The following is an 18867-nucleotide window of genomic DNA, read 5'->3' as shown; positions in this document are numbered from 1 at the left end:
CTTGATTTCATTTATGAGGAATGTGAGCAAAACCCTGACAATATATTAAACATATTCCATCATTATTTCTCAGCAATTCGCTATTTATGATAGGGATGACCCTGTAAAATTGTCCACGCACGATAGATCTGCTCGGCAAAAATAATGCGTACAATTGGATGCGGGAAGGTCATTTTTGACAGCGATATTTTCTCCTTTGCCAAATGTTTGATCGAATCATCAATTCCATCTGGGCCACCGATCAAAATCGCAACGTTTGGTGTGTTTTGCTGCCAGTTTTCCATTTTTTGCGCAAGCTCTTCAGTACTAATAAGCTTTGATTGCACATCCAAAATAACTAAATGATCTTGCTCATTCAGCTTGGATAATACTGTTTTCGCTTCTAGCGCCAACCATCCATCAATTGAACCTGTTTTTGTGCGCTTGGCAATAGGTAACTCAATCACCTGTAACTGAACAGATGATCCTGTTAATCGCTTTTGGTATTCATTAACGCCCTCTTGTACCCACGCTGGCATTTTCTCACCTAGGGCAAGTAGCTTGATCCTCATGGTTTGACTCGAGTAAAGCAAAATGATGTATCGCGCGAGAATTCTGGATTAAAGACATAGCCATCATAATCAAAGCCCTTAAGCGCTTCTATATCATTAATATTATGATCGATAATATAGCGTACCATTCGACCACGCGCACGCTTGGCAAAAAGCGCAATAGTTTGATATTTATCTTTATGGAATTCTTTAAAATCAACTTCAAGCCATGTCGCTTTAATCATTTTCTTATCAATTGCTTTACTATATTCATTCGATGCTAAATTAACGATTGCTTGGTGGTTATTCTCTTTAATAATGCCATTTAACTTCTTTATTAACCTTTCTCGCCAGAAATCATATAGCAACACATCATCGATATAAAACTTAGTCCCCATTTCCAAACGATATGCCTGAATTAAATCCAATGGTCGAATCAATCCATATAAGCCTGAAATCATTAGCAAATGCTCTTGCGCATAATCAATTTGCGCAGGTGACAAAGTAAGTGCATCCAAACCTCGATAAACATCACCTGTAAAAGCAAAAAGTGCTTGCTTGGCATTGTCTTTGCCGTAGTGATTGCTATCAAAGTTGATATACATATCAAACACACCTTCTGCAAGCTTTGGTGATATCTTCATTAACCGCTCAAACTCATCTGGCGTATAATGTTTAAGCTTAGCCACGAGCTGCTTTATTTGCTCAGCGAATAATACATTACTGGTAAGCTCTGTTGGCGCATTCTGACTGAAATCTTGACTTTTTGCCGGTGAAATAAGACTTAGCATCGTCGTTTTCCGTTTTAAAACATTTTCCACATTGTAACAAAACTCGCTGCCAATAAAACATAAAATCCCAACTGCCAGAATTTTCTGGTATAACAAGCATTCGATTTTTAGAACAACAACTAATATGAAGATATTTTCCCACTTTAAATTTACGCTTATTTTATCACTCATAAGTCAACTGGCTTTTAGCTACACCCCCAAGGCGGGAGATCTATTCTTTCAGGATTTAAATTGCGGCAAATTATGTAACGCAATTACTAATGTTACCTATGGCTATGGCAACACCCAAGCATCACACGTTGGCATGCTTGTTTTTGTTAAAGGGAAGCCAGAAATTATTGAAGCCATTGACAAGTCAGTACATTTAACACCTTTGCATCATTTCTTAATGCGCAGCGTTGATAAAGATAACAAGCCACGCGTGATGGTCGGGCGCTTAAATGCCCAATACCAACCACTCATTAAAAAAGCGATTAGCTACGCTTTATCATGGCAAGGACTTCCTTATAACGATGACTTTAGCCATCAAAACGATCTTAAGACATTTTACTGCTCACAATTAATCTATGATGCGTTTATGCTAAGCAATAATAACAAGCCGATCTTTGCACTAAACACCATGACGTTTAAACAAAATGGGCACACACCACCTGAATGGCAAAGCTATTTCAAAGACATTAACAAACCAATTCCAGAGGGTGATAAAGGCACTAACCCAGGTATGATGTCACGTTCCAAGCATCTTGAAATCATTTACCATTATGGGCAGTTGCGACAAGCCATCAATTAAAAAATTTTAAGCAACTTAAAGACTAACTGTTCTTTTGCATGCGCCAAATACGCTTGCCTTTCGCTTTTACCCCACACTACATCAGGCCAACAAAAATCATCTTTTTTGCGTCCAATCACATGAATATGCATTTGTGAGACGACATTACCAATTGTGGCAACATTGACTTTATCAACGTGCAAATCCTCTTTGAGGAAACGAGATAATGTATTAATCAAAGCATTGAGCCTTAGCTGCATCTCCATATCAAGCTCAAACCATTCGGTGACCGTCACTTTAGGTACGATGAGAAACCATGTCGCCAGTGCGTTGTTTGACAACCGTAATTGAATATCTCCAAGATCTTTGATGAGACTGCTGGAATCAGCCAGAGCTTTATCGAGCACAAAAGCTGTCATACATCTTCCTTACTTTATCTAAATCAGCTTGTGTATCAACCCCAGGAGGCGTTGACGCCTTAGCTTCAGCAATTGCAATTTTTTGATTATGCCATAACACGCGTAATTGCTCTAAAGACTCAATTTGCTCTAATGGACTTTTTTCCATCTGTGCATATACCTTTAGAAAACCCGCGCGATAGGCATATAAACCAATATGACGATAATGATCTCCCATCTTAATCTCACCTTGGTCAAACACACCACGCTGCCATGGAATCGGCGCTCTTGAGAAATACAAAGCATATTGCTCGCGATTAAATACGACTTTTACGCAATTTGGATCATGAATTTCACTGTCATCGGTTATTTGCTCACACAAAGTCGCCATTACCGCTTGCGATCTATCCACTAACAAATCAGCAGCTTGAATCACATTTTCCATCGGAATTAATGGCTCATCCCCTTGGATATTAACAACGATATCTTCATCAGCAATTGCTAATTTCTGCACGGCTTCAGCCAAACGATCAGTGCCTGATTGATGATCTACTGCCGTCATGCAAACTGTCGCACCAAAACTGTGTGCTACCTCCTGAATTTCTTCACTATCTGTAGCAATCACCACTTGCTCAAAGCCACATTGTAATGCGCGCTCATAAACATGCTCAATAATGGGTTTGCCTGCCAAATCAAGTAATAACTTATTGGCAAGGCGACTTGATTGCAAACGCGCTGGAATAATAATATGGCGCTTACTCATAGTGTTTGACTTCTTCAAGCGTTAGCTTCTTAGCTTCTTCTAATAGCATACGCGGTACGCCATCGATAATAGGGTATGCTAATTTATCCGCTTTACACACAAGCACCTTGTTTTGCTTATCGTATATCAATGATGATTGACATTCAGGACATACTAAAATACTTAATAAATCTTGATCCATTTGTTACGCCTTAATCACAAAGATGAATTCATTATCTACTTCAAGTTGCTCTAAGATAGCATAGCCATTGATCTTACACCAAGCAGGAATATCATGCTTAACCCCTGGATCGGTACAAGTCACTTTTAACTGCTCGCCAGCGGTCATCTTTTTTAATGCATTTTGCGTTTTAATCACAGGCATCGGACATAATAAGCGACGTAAATCTAGCTCAACATTAACCTCCATCAGACATACCACGCTTGCTGTACTTCATCAACGGTAAAAGGCTTCACCGTATGCTCACGTGCAACACCATCAGGATAAGCAAAGCGCACAGTCACTTCGTCAGCTTCTCTTCCTTGTGAGAAGCGCGCAATAATTCTAGCGACAAACGCTTCATCTTGAGTGTCAAAGTTGCCATCGATCAATGTCAGTGGTCCACCATGACTTTCAACAGTAATATGCGGAAATTGACGCTTATAACCATTTAGAAAATTATTCTCACCTTCTTCGCGGGCAATAATTAATTTAAACTCAGGTTTAGGACGCAAATGGCGACCAACTTTCAACAGCATAATGTCATCAAAGTCGTAATCACGCTTATCATTGCGACCTTTCCATAAATCAACTAGTTTATCTGAATATTGTTTATCGGTTAAAAAGCAGCAACCTCCAGCAGGTGTTGCATAATCAACAAAACCATATGAGCTGGCTAGTTCAAATTGTGGCGTGCGATTGCGCCCGTGAAAACCAAATAGCTTCTGACGATCAACCCACCCTTCGCGCTCAGGCTTGGTTTCAGGTAGATTTTTAGCACATAATGGACGCAATAATAAATCATCGATACCTGATTGCTTTTGAATAACTGGCATGGTGTCTTTACGTTGCGACATCGGACGCTGACCAATGACCTCACCGGTAATAATGAAATCGAAACCATTTTCAAGCGCCCATTCTTTGGCTTTTTTGACCATGAAAATCTTACAATCCAAACACGGGTTCATATTGGCGCCATAGCCATATTTTGGATTTAATAACACATCTTTGTACTCTTCAATCACATCGATAATATGCAATTTTATCCCAAGCTGTTCAGCAACCCATAAGGCATTGTTACGCTTTTCTTTGCTTTGATCTTTCTTACGAATGGCATGCGTATGCCCTTCAACACAAAAACCGGTGAAGAAGTTAATACCCTCAACATGAATGCCTTGATCTGCAATCACCTTGGTTGCCAACATGGAATCTAAACCACCGGAAATAAGTGAAACCGCCTTATATTGCTTAGGTTTTTCTGAATGAGAATTATGTAATGATGTCATTTATTATATTGTGTCTACTTTAAAATTTGCGCACATTGTACGCGCTATAGACAATTTTTTCATTATTCAAATGAAACTTTCTATAACTTTCTGTCAAAGTATTTATTTAAAAAGCTGCTTGTACCCACTGAATATCATCTCCTGTCATGCCGATGACATCAAAACGGCATTCGGCATGTTGATAATGTGGATGTTGCTGCAGAAAAACTTGCGCTGTTTTACGCACTTTTATCTGTTTAGATTTTGTCACCATTTCTAATGCCGAGCCAAACTGTGCTGACTTTCGCGCCTTAACCTCAACAAATATCAATACATCAGCAATTTGACCAATCAGATCGATCTCACCTAATGGTGTCAGAAAGTTCTTGGTAATTAAGCTAAAACCTTGAGTCTCTAGAAACGTTAAGGCTCTATTTTCCGCTTCACCACCAATGGCTCGACTCATCTAAACAATACCATTATGACGCAGTAATGCATCAACTGATGGTTTTTGACCTTTGAATTTTTCAAATAGCTCGGCCGCTGGTGCTGAGCCGCCTGTCTCCAAAATAATTTGCATAAACTTCTGACCAATGACTTTGTTTAATACGGACTGACCCTGTTCAAACTCAGCAAAAGCATCACTGGATAACACTTCCGCCCATTTGTAACTGTAATAGCCTGCCGCATAGCCACCTGCAAAAATATGTGAAAAGCCATTTTCAAAGCGATTAAACTTGGGCACCTCTAACAATGCTGTTGATTGGCGCACATCCTCTATTATTTGATGAATATCTAAACCCTCTACACTACTTTGGTGTAGTTGCATATCAAACAGTGCAAACTCAAGCTGACGCAACATCGCTAAACCTGATTGATACTGACGTGAGGCAACTAACTTCTGAAAGAGCTCTTTTGGCAAGCTTTTTTTGGTTTCAATATGCTCTGACAGCAATTGTAACCCTTCTTCACACCAGCAGAAATTCTCCATAAACTGACTTGGTAACTCAACGGCATCCCACTCAACACCATTAATCCCTGAAACAGGCAAATGCTCTACTTGCGTTAAGATATGCTGTAAGGCATGACCAAATTCATGAAATAAAGTCAATACATCATTATGCGTCAATAACGCATCAGCCCCTTCATTGGCGGGCATAAAGTTACAAGTAACATACGCTACAGGTGTTTGCACTGAATGATCAAGACGCTTATAGCGCGTGCGACATTCATCCATCCACGCACCATCACGCTTGTGTGCTCTTGCAAAGAAATCAACTAAAATTGCCCCACGAAGTTGCTTGTTTTCATCATAAAATTCATACAATTCTGTTTGTGGATGATAGCGATCCCAATCATTGCGCTTCTTCGCTGTGATACCATAAAGAGATAACAATACACTAAACAAGCCTTTCATTACGTGGTTCAAAGGGAAATAAGGGCGCAGCTCTTCAGAGGTAAAATCATAACGTGCCTTTTTCATCTTATCTGAATAATATACGCTATCCCATGGTTTAAACTCATCATCCAATCCAGACGCTTTAGCAAATGCTATAAGCTCTTGCAGCTCTTTTTGTGCATGTGGTTTTGCCTTTTGTAGCAAATCTTGCATAAAGTGCATCACCTCATCAACTGAGGTTGCCATCTTCGTTGCCAATGAGACTTCAGCATAGTTTTTAAATCCTAAAAGTCGAGCTTCTTGTGCTCTTAAGCACATAATCTCTTGCATAATCTTAGCGTTATCAAAGCTTTTATTGTCCGCTTCACTGGAGGCGCGCGTGATATAGGCTTTATAAAAAGTCTCGCGCAGCTTGCGATTATCGGCTTGCTGCATTACAGAAATATAGGTTGGTGCGTCAAGTCCTAAGACAAAACCATCCTTCTCTTGTATCTGCGCCTTTAAACGTGCTTGCTCTTTAGCACTGTCTGATAAACCTTTTAATTCATCTTCATTCAATGCGTGATAATGCCACGCCATCGTTGCATCAAGCACATTATTCTCAAAATCACTTTGCAACTTGGCAAGCTTAGTAACGACTTGCTCAAACTCCTGACGCTTGTCACCTTCTAAGTCCACGCCTGATAATTTAAAACTGCGAATAGCATCATTAATCGCCTTAATCTGCGCTTGATCTAAAGATTTATCACGTCGCAAAATAGTTTGATATGCCTTTAACATACGCTCATCTTGTGCAGTTTGCGTTGAATATTCTGATATTTTCTCAACACAATACTGATAGACTTCGCGCAACTGCGGTGTGTTCTTAACGGCATTTAAATGCCCCAAAGGGCCAAAAGTTTTGCTAAGCGCATCTTCGGCTTCTTCCAAAGGATAAATAAAATCATCCCATGTGTAATCACTCTCTTTAAGTAATTGCTCTTTTAAATTACGGCAATACTGAATGCACTTTTCCACTTCAGTCTTGGCGTTATCAATGTCTATTTGTGAAAACTTGGGTAAATCTAATGTAACTACATCGCTCATCTGTATGTTCCTTGGCATAAATTCTTCATTCTGCTAAGGCTTTATAATACACTTATTTCACTGCGAAAAAATATGAAAAAAGCACTAATAGACAATGCCTGCTGATCTTAACACTTATTTAACAGCTTTTGTGATGTTTATCATCCCAATGCTCTTTGCTATCACACTACATGAAGCAGCACACGCCTACATCGCCAAATTACGCGGTGACAAAACCGCCTATCTTATGGGGCGAGTTACTTTAAACCCGATTAAACATATCGATATTCTCGGCACAATCATTCTGCCAACTGCAATGTTTCTATTAGGTACTGGTTTCTTATTTGGCTGGGCAAAGCCTGTGCCTGTTAATTTTAACAACCTCAAAAAGCCACGCCAAGATATGATTCTTGTGGCAATTGCTGGACCTTTAGCCAATTTTATTATGGCAATTATTTGGTTTTTGCTGTGGAAATTTGTACCAAACTTCGGTTTCCATCAGATGGCACAATTTGGTGTCATACTCAATTTGATGCTAATGGTATTTAACTTATTACCCATTCCACCACTTGATGGCAGTCGCGTTGTTAGCGCATTATTACCTTATAAAGCAACACTACAGTACAACCGTTTAGAGCGCTGGGGATTTTTGATCGTGCTTTTGCTGCTGTTTATTCCTTTTGGTCAATCAAATTTACTGGCAAGCATCTTGCTACCACTGATTAATAAACTCTATTTACTCATTCAATTTATCTTTTAATTTCAAGGCATCAACAATGCAATTAGAACATGAAAAACCGGATTCACCAATTTTTGTTAAACACTACAAGTCTGGCGAGCTAACACTCCCACAACAGACATTCTCTCACAGCGTGATTATCACACCTGAGGCAATTATTAATAATAACTGGGATGTAAAATCTATTGATGGGCTTAATCTTGATGTCATTGATCCACTTATTGAGCTTGATGCGCATGTTTATCTTCTTGGCACCGGTGCAACATCACAGATTCCACCGCAAGAAATCATCATTGCTTTTGCCCGCCTAGGCAAATCCATTGATTTTATGGATTCAGCTGCCGCATGCCGCACTTTTAATATTCTAGCAAATGAAGGGCGCCGTGTTGCCGCTGCTATCATTGTCTAACATCAAAATACTCGGCATAAATCAATTTTTCGCCACTTTTTATTAAATTTTCTCTAACCTCCTTGATATCTTTTTGCTATACGCTAGGATTAGGTCTATAGTAATCAGTGATTCTTATAGGTTCATACAACAGAAGGAAGACAACGATGAGAAAAATCACACTACTTGGCATTGTTTCTAGTGCCGCATTATTATCTGCTTGTGCCACATCACCTAAAGCACCTGCGCCACAAAGCACGGATGCATCTGTTACAGCAATGTCAGCACCAGCATCAGTCACCTCAAATAGTAGCTCATTGCCAAGCTCAACAGTTAAACTAAGCGCTAAAGATGGACGTTTAGTTGCAAAGATTTATACTGATTGGAATGGCGCCAAACAAGGGGATTTAAAACTTCACTGGGTTGCACCTAGCCAATCCCATTGCGTAAGCACAACGTTCCCAATTATGAAATACAAAGAGGCCAGCGATTACTCTTGGGCTTATAGAACACTTGCCCATCAAAGCGCTAATGGTTCAATATCATGTCCAGGTGTATGGAAAGCTGAAGTGGTGTACACACCAAGCAAAGCAGTTGTTGGCCAAGCTGAGCTTAACGTTTCTCAATAAAGTGCGACAGCACCTCAACAGTAACTTTTCTATGTATTAATACGCTTTAAATTTGACTAAAACTAAATATTCACCCATAAGTACTCACCGTACCCTGAGCGTAAATCAAAGCGATGCACTGAGTATCAGTCGAAGTGTGTAGCTTGGGAAAATTACACTTCATAGAGGCTTCGACTTGCGTTCAGCCAACGCTTACACAATCAAAGTGGGCAGGGATATAGCCTTAAATTCTATAAAAAATTCAATCTAACCTTGCTATTACTTTTCTCAAAACTTAAGCAGAGCAGTGTATTTTCATCTAACTGTTGATGGAAGTAATATTTATCTTGGACATTTTTCTTTTTGCATTCGCCACTTTCATTGACTTCAAAAATATAACGATTTAACCCATTAGCAATCCCCTCACCAGTCAGCTTAAGACTTGCTTCTTTATATGCCCATAGCCAGTAAAACACGTCTCGTTGCGCACTGTCGCCTTTCTTAGCAGCAACCAAGTCATACTCGCTCTTTGCAAAATATTGCTTTGCTATCGCTAGCACATCGACTTTTTCTTTTTTCGTCTGTACATCAATACCAACACGCTTCCCTTTAGCAATTGCTATAACAACATAATCACGCGTATGACTAATATTAAAATCGATCATACTATCAACGAGAAATGGTCGTCCATTTTGGGACTTTGAAAATCGCAGATCAGTAGTAGTAACACCTAATAACTCACTCAACAACTTATAGCGCAACCATTGCGATGCAATATACTCGATACGCTTACGCTCCAATTTCAAGCCTCTGGCATAATCTCTAATTTCAAACGGTAATATACTAAGCGCTTCTAGCGCATCAAATTTGTTTAGATTTAGAACATATATATCAATCATCATTATAAGCTTATTGAACAGGTTCATCTTGACTTCATAGTTAAAATAGAAATTTAAACGTAAACTTGCAGAAATGAAAGCACTTTCATATACTGACAGCACAAATTCCATTATATCGCTCGTGAATCATTTTACGGTACTTGCTTGTAAAGTAGTTTGTGATGGGTATATATAAACTCTAGGAGAATGATATGGCTGTACTAACTATCCGCAACGTACCAGATGACGTGCATCGCGCACTAAAAGCAGAAGCATTAAAGCACGGCAGAAGCACTGAAGCTGAAATTAGGGAAATACTAAAGAACGCTGTTGAGCACCAAAGTCAAGTGAAGCTAGGCAGCCTATTATCCACCATTCGCAAAAAGGTTGGAGTTATCAAACTTGATACGCATCGTGACAAAACACCACCTTCACCATTGGATTTCACATGATACTTGTCGATACTAACGTTATTTCAGAACCATTAAAGCCTCGACCGAATGTAAACGTTATCAAATGGCTTGATGATCAACTAATCGATGCGCTATATTTATCAACCATCAGCATTGCAGAAATTCGATTTGGTATTGCGGCATTACCCTCAGGCAAGAAAAAGACGATACTAGAAGAAAGTCTAGAATCAACCATATTGCCACTGTTTGCTAATAGAGTTTTGAGCTTTGATCAGAATGCTGCAAAAATCTACGCGTTATCAATGGTAAAAGCACGAAAAAACGGTATCGCCGTCGGCATAGCAGACGCCTATATTGCAGCTATTGCCAAAGCAAACTCAATGACCATTGCAACACGCGATACAAACCCATTTCAAGCATTTGAAGTACCTTATATTAATCCTTGGGAATGTTAGTATTTAATTAAACGCGACTACCCAACTGCATGCTTGCATTATATAATTAACATAGTTTACTTAATTGGAGACAACCACCATGAAACAAAAACTCCGTTATATCGCTGATACTATCTTCTTTCTTGCTTGCATTACCTTTATTGCCTCACTTACCTCTATTTTCTATTTCAACAACTTTAGTATTATCGTTAAAGGACACGTTGTTTATTGGGTTTACGCGGCGCCTTTGGCGCTATTTTTATATGCTTTTTTACGTAACCGGCTATTAGCGGATAAACCAAATGACACAAATTCCGAAAATCCGCTTGAACCGACTCAAAAAACGAGCTAACGTAACCTCACACATTGCTTTTCACAAGATTCTAAATATGAGAATATCGCAAACTTTACTTGCCACTGAAAAAGAAACGCCAAAAGATGCCGAATTAATCAGTCATCAATATATGTTACGTGCTGGCTTAATTCGCAAACTTGCCTCAGGCATTTATCAATGGCTACCTACAGGCATGAAAGTGCTACAAAAAGTGCAAACAATTGTTCGTGAGGAAATGGATAACGCAGGCGCCTGTGAGATTTTAATGCCTAGTATATTACCTGCTGAGCTATTGCAAGAAACGCATCGTTGGCAAAAATTCGGTCCTGAGCTTCTAAAAATGCAAGATCGCCATGAGCGTGACTTTTGCTACGGACCAACACATGAAGAACCGATTGTTGACATTGCACGCAAAGAAATTAAAAGCTATAAACAATTACCCCTGAATTTATATCAAATCCAAACAAAATTCCGCGATGAGATACGTCCACGCTTTGGCGTGATGCGCGCACGTGAATTTATTATGAAAGATGCTTATTCATTTCATAGCAATTATGATTGCTTAGAAGACACCTATCAGAAAATGCATCAAGCATATTGTAATATCCTAACGCGTATGGGACTTAAATTTCGTGTCGTTAATGCTGATGCTGGCGCCATTGGTGGTAGTAAAACACATGAGTTTCAAGTACTTGCCGCAGCGGGCGAAGATATTGTTTGCTACAGCAATCAAAGTGATTATGCTGCCAACATTGAAATGGCAGAGTATTTAAAGCCAGATCTCACGACACGCAAGTCTCCTTCTCAATCACTTGAAAGGATCTCAACACCTAACTTAAAAACCATTAGCGATATTTGTCAAAAGTTTGACTTGTTACCTGAAAACACGATCAAAACGATTATTATCAAGGACAGTGATAATACACTCTTTGCCTTAGTGCTGCGCGGGGATCATGAGTTAAATGAGATCAAAATCGAAAAGTTACCTCAAATCAACGCACCTTTTACTTTTGCCACGGAAGCCGAAATACAGCAAGCATTTAATGCCAATATCGGCTCTTTAGGTCCTGTTAATTCACCGATTAAAGTGATTGCTGATCATAGCGCTGTCATGTTACACGACTTTGTATGTGGCGCTAATGAAGATGATTTTCACTTCTTTGGTGCAAACTGGGATCGCGATATTAAAAGCTATGATGTTGCTGATCTTCGCAATGCAGTTGCCGGCGATATATCTCCTGATGGCAAGGGCACACTTGAGCTTACAAGCGGCATTGAAGTTGGGCATATTTTCCAACTAGGGGACAACTACTCCAAAGTGATGAACGCCAATATTCTTGATGAAAATGGTAAGAAACAAGACCTTATTATGGGCTGCTATGGTTTTGGTGTCACGCGTATTATTGCGGCGGCAATCGAGCAATCGCATGATGATAATGGCATTATTTGGCCAAGTGAGATCGCACCGTATGATATCTCGATCATTCCAATGAATATGCATAAATCAACTAAAGTCTTCGAGGTTGCCAATAAACTTTACAATGATCTTAGAGCTGCCGGCTTTGATGTTTTATTTGATGATCGCAAAGAGCGACCAGGTATTATGTTTGCTGATGCGGATTTAATCGGTGCACCACATCAACTGATTATTGGTGAACGTGGACTAGAAAATGATGTCATCGAATACAAATGTCGCAAAACACAACAAAAATCTGAGATTCCTTATAGCATTGACGCTGTGTTGCAAAAGGTCTGCGCTAAGCAAACTGGCAAAGCAAAATTAAGCCCATGCCACTAACCTAATTTAGTTTGCGCAGGGTACAACCCATCGCAAACCATTTTGACTTTCTCTTATCCTCACTTACAATAACACGCATTGAAAATACTTTATTATTTGATTTTGTTATGTCAAACAACCATCCTTTTGCTCAAGATGCACTAAAAACAATCAATCTAGAAATTGAGACGCTTCAACAGCTTAAAAAACATATTGATGATAGTTTCATCACCGCTTGTGAGTTAATTCTCAAATGTCAGGGGCGTGTGATTATCATCGGCATGGGTAAATCAGGGCATATCGCCTCAAAGATTGCAGCCACGCTTGCTAGCACGGGAACACCCGCATTCTTCGTCCATCCAGCTGAAGCAGGGCACGGTGATTTTGGCATGATTACACGTCAAGATATCGTCATTGCCATCTCAAATTCTGGCTCAACCCCTGAGCTAACCTCATTAATCCCGATGATTAAGCGCCTTGATATCCCACTTATCGCCATCTCCAGTAAACCTCAATCTGCATTGGCACAAGCAGCAGACATTGCCCTTAACCTCGGTGTTGAAAAGGAAGCTTGTCCACACAATTTAGCACCCACATCAAGTACAACAGCAACTTTGGTATTGGGTGATGCCTTAGCGATTGCGTTATTAAATGCTAAAAACTTTAGTGCGGAAGACTTTGCTAACTCACATCCAAGTGGTGCATTAGGCAAGCGTTTGCTTTTAAAAGTATCAGATCTTATGAAAAGCGGTACATCTCTGCCCATTGTAACTTCTCAAAGTACATTAGAAGATGCGATTTTAGAGATCAGCTCTAAAGGTTTAGGAATGACGCTTATATCTGATGATAACAAGACACTTAATGGTATTTTTACCGATGGTGATTTGCGTAGAATTTTCCAACAATCCCTTTATCAAAAAGGGCTTAATATTGCAGAAGTTATGGGCAAAAGACCAAAGACAATCACCGAGGACGCCATGGCAATTGAAGCATTAAGCCTCATGAATCAATTGAAAATTACCACATTGGCGGTTTTAAATCATCAAAATGAAATTGCTGGCATTATCCACATGCATGACTTAGTACGCGAGGGTATCGCTTAAATAACTAACTTTAGTTATCCCTCACCCGCGCAGCCTACGCTGCACGACCTCTCCCGCATAGGGCAAGGCAATCGTTGCTGCAACTTTTTTCATTATGACTAACTTGAGAAATCCAATACAAAAATATCATACTTTTTGATTTTAGCTTTCAAGGTCGCAGGACTTATGCCCAATACTTCAGCGGTATTACTTAAATGAAACCCAGTATATGCTAAAGTTGCCTTAATTAAGCCACGCTCAATTTCTTCCGTGACTAGACTTAACATAAAACGTGGCTCATCTTGCGGATTACGTCTTGCTTCTTCATAACGCATCTCAGCAATGGCATAAATAAATCTTTCTATATTGCTACTCATGATGAATATCCTTATCTAAGTTTGTTACCTCTCTTGTAACTTAAAGATAGAATCAAATTTAAAGCTTGCATAAAGAGATCAACACTTTGATGCTTGCGTTTTCGCTGAAATAACTATAGTCAAATTGCTATGTTTTAATGTCACAAAGATGCATTGCTTTGCTATCATGACTTGTGTTTGAATTGAAATTAGCGACTTTACGATGCACTTAGAGAGAAAACAAAATGCCTTTGAACTCCATACAAACTACACTCCCGCGGGAGATCAGCCAACGGCAATTGCATCCTTAACTCAAGGTTTAAAAGGAGGCTTAAAACATCAAACATTACTTGGTGTCACCGGCTCTGGAAAAACCTATACAGTGGCTAATGTCATTCAGAATGTTCAGCGCCCTACGCTGATTCTTGCACATAATAAAACACTTGCCGCGCAATTATATGCCGAGATGAAACAGTTTTTCCCAAAGAATGCCGTGGAATATTTTGTATCGTATTATGATTATTATCAGCCTGAAGCTTATGTTGCTGCATCGGATACTTATATCGAAAAAGACTCATCGATTAATGAACATGTTGAACAAATGCGCTTATCTGCCACCAAAGCGATCTTAGAACGCCAAGATGTAATCATTGTTGCCACCGTATCAGCAATCTATGGCTTGGGCGATCCTGAGCAGTATATGCAAATGCTGCTGCACCTTAAAGTAGGTGAGCAAATCGATCAACGCAGTATTTTAAGACGCTTGAGTGACATGCAGTATCATCGCAATGATATGGATTTCTCACGTGGAACATATCGTGTGCGTGGCGAAGTTATCGATATATTTCCTGCAGATTCTGATAAAGATGCCGTAAGAGTTGAGCTATTTGATGATGAGATTGAGAGTATTAAACTCATCGATCCACTTACTGGCAAAATCACAGCAAACACCTATCGCGCAACCATATTTCCAAGTACGCATTATGTCAGCTCAAAAGAGCGCCAAAAAAGCATGGTAGAAGAAATCAAAGATGAATTACGTGAGCGTGTTGCGTATTTTCAAAAAGAAATCCGCTTGATTGAAGCACAACGCATTGAGCAGCGCACATTATATGATATTGAAATGATTAATGAACTGGGTTACTGCACAGGTATTGAGAATTATTCACGCCTTTTGTCGGCTCGCGCACCAGGTGAGCCACCACCGACATTATTGGATTATTTACCGCAAAATGCATTTATTGTAATTGACGAATCACATGTCACCATACCGCAATTTGGCGGCATGTATAAAGGAGATCGCTCACGCAAAGAAAATCTTGTTAATTATGGTTTTCGTCTACCTTCAGCATTAGACAACCGCCCACTTAAATTTCATGAATTCGAGGCATTAGTTACCCAAACAATTTATGTCTCAGCTACGCCCGCTGATTATGAAAAAGAACATCAACAAAATATAGCTGAACAAGTTGTGCGGCCAACAGGATTGCTAGATCCCTTGGTTGAGGTCAGACCTGTAAACATACAAGTGGAAGATGCCTTATCTGAAATAAACAAAGCAGTGCAAAAAGATGAGCGCATTCTTATCACAACCCTTACTAAGCGTATGGCTGAGGATCTTACGGATTATTTATCTGAACACGGGGTCAATGTCCGTTATCTTCATGCTGATGTTGACACCGTTGAACGTGTTGAGATTATTCGTGATCTGCGCATGGGCGTCTTTGATGTATTGGTTGGTATCAACCTACTACGTGAAGGTTTAGACATGCCTGAGGTTAGCACGGTTTTGATCTTTGATGCGGATAAGGAAGGTTTCTTAAGATCAGAGCGCTCATTGATCCAGACCATTGGCCGCGCTGCACGTCACATTAATGGCAAGGCTATTTTATACGCTGAGGTGATTACCGGATCAATGCAACGCGCGATAGATGAGACATTGCGGCGGCGCAACAAACAACAGCAATTTAATATTGATCACGATATTACGCCAACATCCATCAAAAAGAAGATTGGTGACTTATTGGAATTATCTCCTGAATTTGGTAAGAAGGCAGCCAAAAATAATGCGCGTAAAAAGGTTAAAGATATTGCCATTGATGAGGTTCTTGGTGTGAAAGAAGCCGTGACACTCGTTAAGAAACTTGAAAAAACAATGAAAGAGCATGCGCGTAATCTTGAGTTTGAACAAGCAGGAAAAATGCGCGACCAAATCAAAACCATCAAAGAAAAGTACTTATTGTAGACAATTAATGACTTTATAATTAACTAAAATGGCGTATTTTTTACAATATTTGAGAAAAAATCTACTTATCCATGGTTAATATCTCACATATTTATGCTACAATCTCTGCACTACAACAGTGTACGATGCGATTTTTACTATGTCTTGCAGCATTCGCAGTAATGCTCTACAGCAACAGCTATGCAGCAGAGCGAATAATTAGAGAAATGAATATCCCCGCCACGCTATCATTTATTCCACAAATTGTTCAAGATCACCCAATCATTGCGCTCGTTGTTGCACTTACTGTTATCTCTTATCTGATCCTACGCATTCGCAGGTTCCTTAGAAGCAAATAATTTTGGCTCTTCTGCATTTGTTGTGTGAGTGGAAACTTATAATACTCCCCATTTTTTGGACCACGATTAGAGCCATCATTCCGGTATATAACTATAAAAGCTCAACATGCTTATTAAAATATTCTGGTGCTAATTTAACGTCAAAAGTTTGATTAATAATACCGGATTGTCTTATCGACCCAACATCACCTTGAGCAACAAGCCGGCCAGAATCAAGTACAAATAGATAATCACTGGTTTGTGCCGCATGAGCCAAATCATGAAGCACCCAAATGATTGTTTTCTTGTGATCAACATTAAGTGTTTTGACTAGTTGAAGCAATTGTAATTGATGCTTAATATCTAAATATGTAGAAGGTTCATCTAACACAATAATTGGCGTTTGCTGTGTTAATATCATGGCAAGCCATGCACGCTGTTGTAATCCTCCTGATAGTTCATTAATAAAATAATCTTTATAATCATGCATTTGCGTAATATCTAGCGCCCACTCAATGACCCTATTATCCTCTTGGGAAATCTTCTTGATAAGACTTTGATAGGGGAATCTTCCCGCATTTAATAAATCAGCAACTCGATAATTATCTGGAATACTCGAACGCTGCGGGAGAAAGGCTATTGACTGCGCGAGTTGTTTTGATTTGTAATGGTTGATTGGCTGATTTTCTAGTAACACCTCACCATTATTCGGTTTTAATAATCCACATAAAGCCTTCAACAATGTACTTTTCCCTGAGCCATTAGGACCAATAAGCGCACTAATCTTACCCGTTGGAATTTCAAGGCTAATACTATCAAGAATTAACTTATTCTTATAGCCAAAGCTTAGATTACGTGCACTAAGTGTTGGTGAGAGATTATTCATTTGTTTCTCCTAGAAAGTAATGTTCAGGGTGCGGGTGACATAAAAAATCATGATGAGATATGTTCCAAGCATAAGCACCTGCATGTGAAAATACAATGATATCACCTATTGAAAGGTGTTTGATCATCTGTTTATATGCTAGCACATCTTTAGGGGTGCACAGCTGTCCTACGATAGTCACTTCTTTATCGGCAATCGTAATACGCTGATATGCTTTATCCCAATGCTTGACAGGGATGGTAGTAAAAGGATGGCTATGCGACTGAGCATAGGGTGTGCGAAAATGATGTGTGCCTCCACGTGTTATCACAAAATACTCACCATGACTTTGTTTAATATCAATCACCTCAACAGCATAATAACCGCAATAGACACTTAAACTGCGGCCACATTCAAAGTAAATAGAAAGTTCTTTGTTATCATCATGTGATAAGGTTTGGTTTAATAAATTAAAAAAAAGCTGCCAATTGAAGCGATGACTTTTGTCTGCATAATCTACGCCAATACCACCACCCACATTTAAATGCGTGAGATTCAATCGATGTGTACGATTGATATGGTGTAAATAATCAATATATTGAGCGATCAGCTTAGCATGTTTGTACTCATCAACCTGAAAGGATGCAAGGTGGAAGTGCAGACCTTTCAGTTGAATCAACTGATGACCTACCAAATAAGCTAAACACGATTGCAGCATAGTTTCATCCATGCCAAAGGGCGAAGGTTTTGACCCCATCGTTAAACGAGTCTGATTAAATTCATCAAACTTAAGATTAAGCCTTAACAAAATTTGCACGGTTTGATTGTTTTTATGACAAATGTGACTCAAGCGCTGTAATTCATACAAACTTTCAACATGAATAAACTGTACATCTTGCTGTAAACAAGCTGATAGTTCATCATCTGTTTTCCCGGGACCGCCAAAAGCAATTGGAATGTTAGGATACTGTTGGCGGATCTTACTAAGCTCACCCATAGAGGCCACCTCAAAACCATAACAATGTTGCGCTATTGTTTTGAGTATTGGCGCTTCTGCATTGGCTTTAGCCGCGTAAAACATCTGGCATTGTTTTGGCAAAAAACGCATCACTTGCCTTAGGTGATCATCAAGGGCATCTAAGTCGTAAATGTAAGCGCATAATGGCTCATGTCGAAACTGTATTTTCTTTAGTTGGTTAATATGTTGCTCTACTTGATCAAGTTGAGTGATTATCTTTAAGACTTCTTGCAC

At 39.4% G+C, this 18867-nt stretch carries 23 protein-coding genes; 10 read left to right on the top strand and 13 right to left on the bottom strand.

What is annotated here, in order from left to right:
• Positions 1-80: 80 nt before the first annotated feature.
• Positions 81-551, bottom strand: coding sequence for a 23S rRNA (pseudouridine(1915)-N(3))-methyltransferase RlmH (gene rlmH / locus ACY10D_RS00570; RefSeq protein WP_486998870.1), 471 nt, complete (start codon positions 549-551; stop codon positions 81-83).
• A complete protein-coding gene (gene yaaA / locus ACY10D_RS00565; RefSeq protein ID WP_486998869.1) occupies positions 548-1321 on the bottom strand; it encodes a peroxide stress protein YaaA in 774 nt (257 codons plus the stop codon). The genes rlmH and yaaA overlap by 4 nt, the downstream gene beginning before the upstream one ends.
• Before the next feature lie 124 nt (positions 1322-1445).
• Between yaaA and ACY10D_RS00560 the strand changes: the two genes are divergently transcribed.
• Positions 1446-2111, top strand: coding sequence for a YiiX/YebB-like N1pC/P60 family cysteine hydrolase (locus ACY10D_RS00560; RefSeq protein WP_486998868.1), 666 nt, complete (start codon positions 1446-1448; stop codon positions 2109-2111).
• Here the strand turns inward: ACY10D_RS00560 and ACY10D_RS00555 are convergent.
• The 7 genes from ACY10D_RS00555 to ACY10D_RS00525 form a co-directional block, all read right to left on the bottom strand.
• Positions 2108-2509, bottom strand: a complete 402-nt coding sequence (locus tag ACY10D_RS00555; protein ID WP_486998867.1) for an HIT family protein — start codon at positions 2507-2509, stop codon at positions 2108-2110. The genes ACY10D_RS00560 and ACY10D_RS00555 overlap by 4 nt on opposite strands.
• Positions 2487-3251 carry a 3-deoxy-manno-octulosonate cytidylyltransferase gene (kdsB, locus tag ACY10D_RS00550; RefSeq protein WP_486998866.1) on the bottom strand — a complete coding sequence of 255 codons (765 nt, stop codon included), beginning with the start codon at positions 3249-3251 and terminating at the stop codon, positions 2487-2489. The genes ACY10D_RS00555 and kdsB overlap by 23 nt, the downstream gene beginning before the upstream one ends.
• Entirely contained in the window at positions 3244-3432 is a 189-nt protein-coding gene (locus ACY10D_RS00545; protein WP_486998865.1) for a Trm112 family protein, read from the bottom strand. Before ACY10D_RS00545 ends, kdsB begins: the two co-directional genes overlap by 8 nt.
• A 3-nt stretch (positions 3433-3435) precedes the next feature.
• On the bottom strand, positions 3436-3660 hold the full coding sequence (locus tag ACY10D_RS00540; RefSeq protein ID WP_486998864.1) for a sulfurtransferase TusA family protein: 225 nt from the start codon (positions 3658-3660) through the stop codon (positions 3436-3438).
• Positions 3660-4736 carry a tRNA (5-methylaminomethyl-2-thiouridylate)-methyltransferase gene (locus tag ACY10D_RS00535; protein WP_486998863.1) on the bottom strand — a complete coding sequence of 359 codons (1077 nt, stop codon included), beginning with the start codon at positions 4734-4736 and terminating at the stop codon, positions 3660-3662. The genes ACY10D_RS00540 and ACY10D_RS00535 overlap by 1 nt, the downstream gene beginning before the upstream one ends.
• 106 nt (positions 4737-4842) lie before the next feature.
• A complete protein-coding gene (locus ACY10D_RS00530; RefSeq protein ID WP_486998862.1) occupies positions 4843-5181 on the bottom strand; it encodes a YraN family protein in 339 nt (112 codons plus the stop codon).
• Positions 5182-7200 (bottom strand): M3 family metallopeptidase, encoded by a 2019-nt coding sequence (locus ACY10D_RS00525; protein ID WP_486998861.1) that lies wholly within the window; start codon positions 7198-7200, stop codon positions 5182-5184.
• A gap of 94 nt (positions 7201-7294) precedes the next feature.
• On the opposite strand from ACY10D_RS00525, the gene ACY10D_RS00520 reads away from it, so the two are divergent.
• From ACY10D_RS00520 to ACY10D_RS00510, 3 genes are all read left to right on the top strand, one after another.
• Entirely contained in the window at positions 7295-7939 is a 645-nt protein-coding gene (locus tag ACY10D_RS00520) for a site-2 protease family protein (protein ID WP_486998860.1), read from the top strand.
• A gap of 16 nt (positions 7940-7955) precedes the next feature.
• Positions 7956-8327 carry an Mth938-like domain-containing protein gene (locus tag ACY10D_RS00515; protein WP_486998859.1) on the top strand — a complete coding sequence of 124 codons (372 nt, stop codon included), beginning with the start codon at positions 7956-7958 and terminating at the stop codon, positions 8325-8327.
• 146 nt (positions 8328-8473) lie between these two features.
• Positions 8474-8935, top strand: a complete 462-nt coding sequence (locus ACY10D_RS00510) for a TUL4 family lipoprotein (protein WP_486998858.1) — start codon at positions 8474-8476, stop codon at positions 8933-8935.
• Between the two features lie 230 nt (positions 8936-9165).
• Here the strand turns inward: ACY10D_RS00510 and ACY10D_RS00505 are convergent, their stop codons facing one another.
• A complete protein-coding gene (locus tag ACY10D_RS00505) occupies positions 9166-9816 on the bottom strand; it encodes a 4'-phosphopantetheinyl transferase family protein (RefSeq protein WP_486998857.1) in 651 nt (216 codons plus the stop codon).
• A gap of 188 nt (positions 9817-10004) precedes the next feature.
• On the opposite strand from ACY10D_RS00505, the gene ACY10D_RS00500 reads away from it, so the two are divergent.
• From ACY10D_RS00500 to ACY10D_RS00480, 5 genes are all read left to right on the top strand, one after another.
• Positions 10005-10244, top strand: a complete 240-nt coding sequence (locus ACY10D_RS00500) for a FitA-like ribbon-helix-helix domain-containing protein (protein WP_486998856.1) — start codon at positions 10005-10007, stop codon at positions 10242-10244.
• Positions 10241-10660, top strand: a complete 420-nt coding sequence (locus tag ACY10D_RS00495) for a PIN domain-containing protein (protein WP_486998855.1) — start codon at positions 10241-10243, stop codon at positions 10658-10660. The genes ACY10D_RS00500 and ACY10D_RS00495 overlap by 4 nt, the downstream gene beginning before the upstream one ends.
• A gap of 79 nt (positions 10661-10739) precedes the next feature.
• The gene (locus ACY10D_RS00490; protein ID WP_486998854.1) at positions 10740-10991 is read left to right on the top strand and encodes a hypothetical protein; all 252 of its coding nucleotides are present in this window, start codon (positions 10740-10742) and stop codon (positions 10989-10991) included.
• Positions 10992-11028: 37 nt separating this feature from the next.
• Entirely contained in the window at positions 11029-12771 is a 1743-nt protein-coding gene (locus ACY10D_RS00485; protein WP_486998853.1) for a proline--tRNA ligase, read from the top strand.
• Between the two features lie 107 nt (positions 12772-12878).
• A complete protein-coding gene (locus tag ACY10D_RS00480; RefSeq protein ID WP_486998852.1) occupies positions 12879-13853 on the top strand; it encodes a KpsF/GutQ family sugar-phosphate isomerase in 975 nt (324 codons plus the stop codon).
• A 98-nt stretch (positions 13854-13951) separates the two neighbouring features.
• Here ACY10D_RS00480 and ACY10D_RS00475 read toward each other — a convergent pair whose 3' ends face one another.
• Positions 13952-14209, bottom strand: coding sequence for a helix-turn-helix domain-containing protein (locus tag ACY10D_RS00475; protein WP_486998851.1), 258 nt, complete (start codon positions 14207-14209; stop codon positions 13952-13954).
• 202 nt (positions 14210-14411) lie between these two features.
• Between ACY10D_RS00475 and uvrB the strand changes: the two genes are divergently transcribed.
• Entirely contained in the window at positions 14412-16433 is a 2022-nt protein-coding gene (gene uvrB, locus ACY10D_RS00470; protein WP_486998850.1) for an excinuclease ABC subunit UvrB, read from the top strand.
• Positions 16434-16862: 429 nt separating this feature from the next.
• On the opposite strand, the gene ACY10D_RS00465 is transcribed toward uvrB, so the two are convergent.
• Positions 16863-17636 carry an ABC transporter ATP-binding protein gene (locus tag ACY10D_RS00465; protein WP_486998849.1) on the bottom strand — a complete coding sequence of 258 codons (774 nt, stop codon included), beginning with the start codon at positions 17634-17636 and terminating at the stop codon, positions 16863-16865.
• A complete protein-coding gene (locus tag ACY10D_RS00460; protein WP_486998848.1) occupies positions 17629-18867 on the bottom strand; it encodes a type III PLP-dependent enzyme in 1239 nt (412 codons plus the stop codon). The genes ACY10D_RS00465 and ACY10D_RS00460 overlap by 8 nt, the downstream gene beginning before the upstream one ends.

The sequence above is a fragment of the Cysteiniphilum sp. genome (genome assembly GCF_057495195.1).
The sequence above is the reverse complement of the archived record's forward strand: the minus strand, read 5'-3'. Positions and strand labels throughout refer to the sequence as shown.

Coding starts and splice junctions, on each gene's coding strand:
- rlmH (WP_486998870.1), bottom strand. CDS start 551: ATGAGGATCAAGCTACTTGCCCTAGGTGAGAAAATGCCAGCGTGGGTA.
- yaaA (WP_486998869.1), bottom strand. CDS start 1,321: ATGCTAAGTCTTATTTCACCGGCAAAAAGTCAAGATTTCAGTCAGAAT.
- ACY10D_RS00560 (WP_486998868.1), top strand. CDS start 1,446: ATGAAGATATTTTCCCACTTTAAATTTACGCTTATTTTATCACTCATA.
- ACY10D_RS00555 (WP_486998867.1), bottom strand. CDS start 2,509: ATGACAGCTTTTGTGCTCGATAAAGCTCTGGCTGATTCCAGCAGTCTC.
- kdsB (WP_486998866.1), bottom strand. CDS start 3,251: ATGAGTAAGCGCCATATTATTATTCCAGCGCGTTTGCAATCAAGTCGC.
- ACY10D_RS00545 (WP_486998865.1), bottom strand. CDS start 3,432: ATGGATCAAGATTTATTAAGTATTTTAGTATGTCCTGAATGTCAATCA.
- ACY10D_RS00540 (WP_486998864.1), bottom strand. CDS start 3,660: ATGGAGGTTAATGTTGAGCTAGATTTACGTCGCTTATTATGTCCGATG.
- ACY10D_RS00535 (WP_486998863.1), bottom strand. CDS start 4,736: ATGACATCATTACATAATTCTCATTCAGAAAAACCTAAGCAATATAAG.
- ACY10D_RS00530 (WP_486998862.1), bottom strand. CDS start 5,181: ATGAGTCGAGCCATTGGTGGTGAAGCGGAAAATAGAGCCTTAACGTTT.
- ACY10D_RS00525 (WP_486998861.1), bottom strand. CDS start 7,200: ATGAGCGATGTAGTTACATTAGATTTACCCAAGTTTTCACAAATAGAC.
- ACY10D_RS00520 (WP_486998860.1), top strand. CDS start 7,295: ATGCCTGCTGATCTTAACACTTATTTAACAGCTTTTGTGATGTTTATC.
- ACY10D_RS00515 (WP_486998859.1), top strand. CDS start 7,956: ATGCAATTAGAACATGAAAAACCGGATTCACCAATTTTTGTTAAACAC.
- ACY10D_RS00510 (WP_486998858.1), top strand. CDS start 8,474: ATGAGAAAAATCACACTACTTGGCATTGTTTCTAGTGCCGCATTATTA.
- ACY10D_RS00505 (WP_486998857.1), bottom strand. CDS start 9,816: ATGATGATTGATATATATGTTCTAAATCTAAACAAATTTGATGCGCTA.
- ACY10D_RS00500 (WP_486998856.1), top strand. CDS start 10,005: ATGGCTGTACTAACTATCCGCAACGTACCAGATGACGTGCATCGCGCA.
- ACY10D_RS00495 (WP_486998855.1), top strand. CDS start 10,241: ATGATACTTGTCGATACTAACGTTATTTCAGAACCATTAAAGCCTCGA.
- ACY10D_RS00490 (WP_486998854.1), top strand. CDS start 10,740: ATGAAACAAAAACTCCGTTATATCGCTGATACTATCTTCTTTCTTGCT.
- ACY10D_RS00485 (WP_486998853.1), top strand. CDS start 11,029: ATGAGAATATCGCAAACTTTACTTGCCACTGAAAAAGAAACGCCAAAA.
- ACY10D_RS00480 (WP_486998852.1), top strand. CDS start 12,879: ATGTCAAACAACCATCCTTTTGCTCAAGATGCACTAAAAACAATCAAT.
- ACY10D_RS00475 (WP_486998851.1), bottom strand. CDS start 14,209: ATGAGTAGCAATATAGAAAGATTTATTTATGCCATTGCTGAGATGCGT.
- uvrB (WP_486998850.1), top strand. CDS start 14,412: ATGCACTTAGAGAGAAAACAAAATGCCTTTGAACTCCATACAAACTAC.
- ACY10D_RS00465 (WP_486998849.1), bottom strand. CDS start 17,636: ATGAATAATCTCTCACCAACACTTAGTGCACGTAATCTAAGCTTTGGC.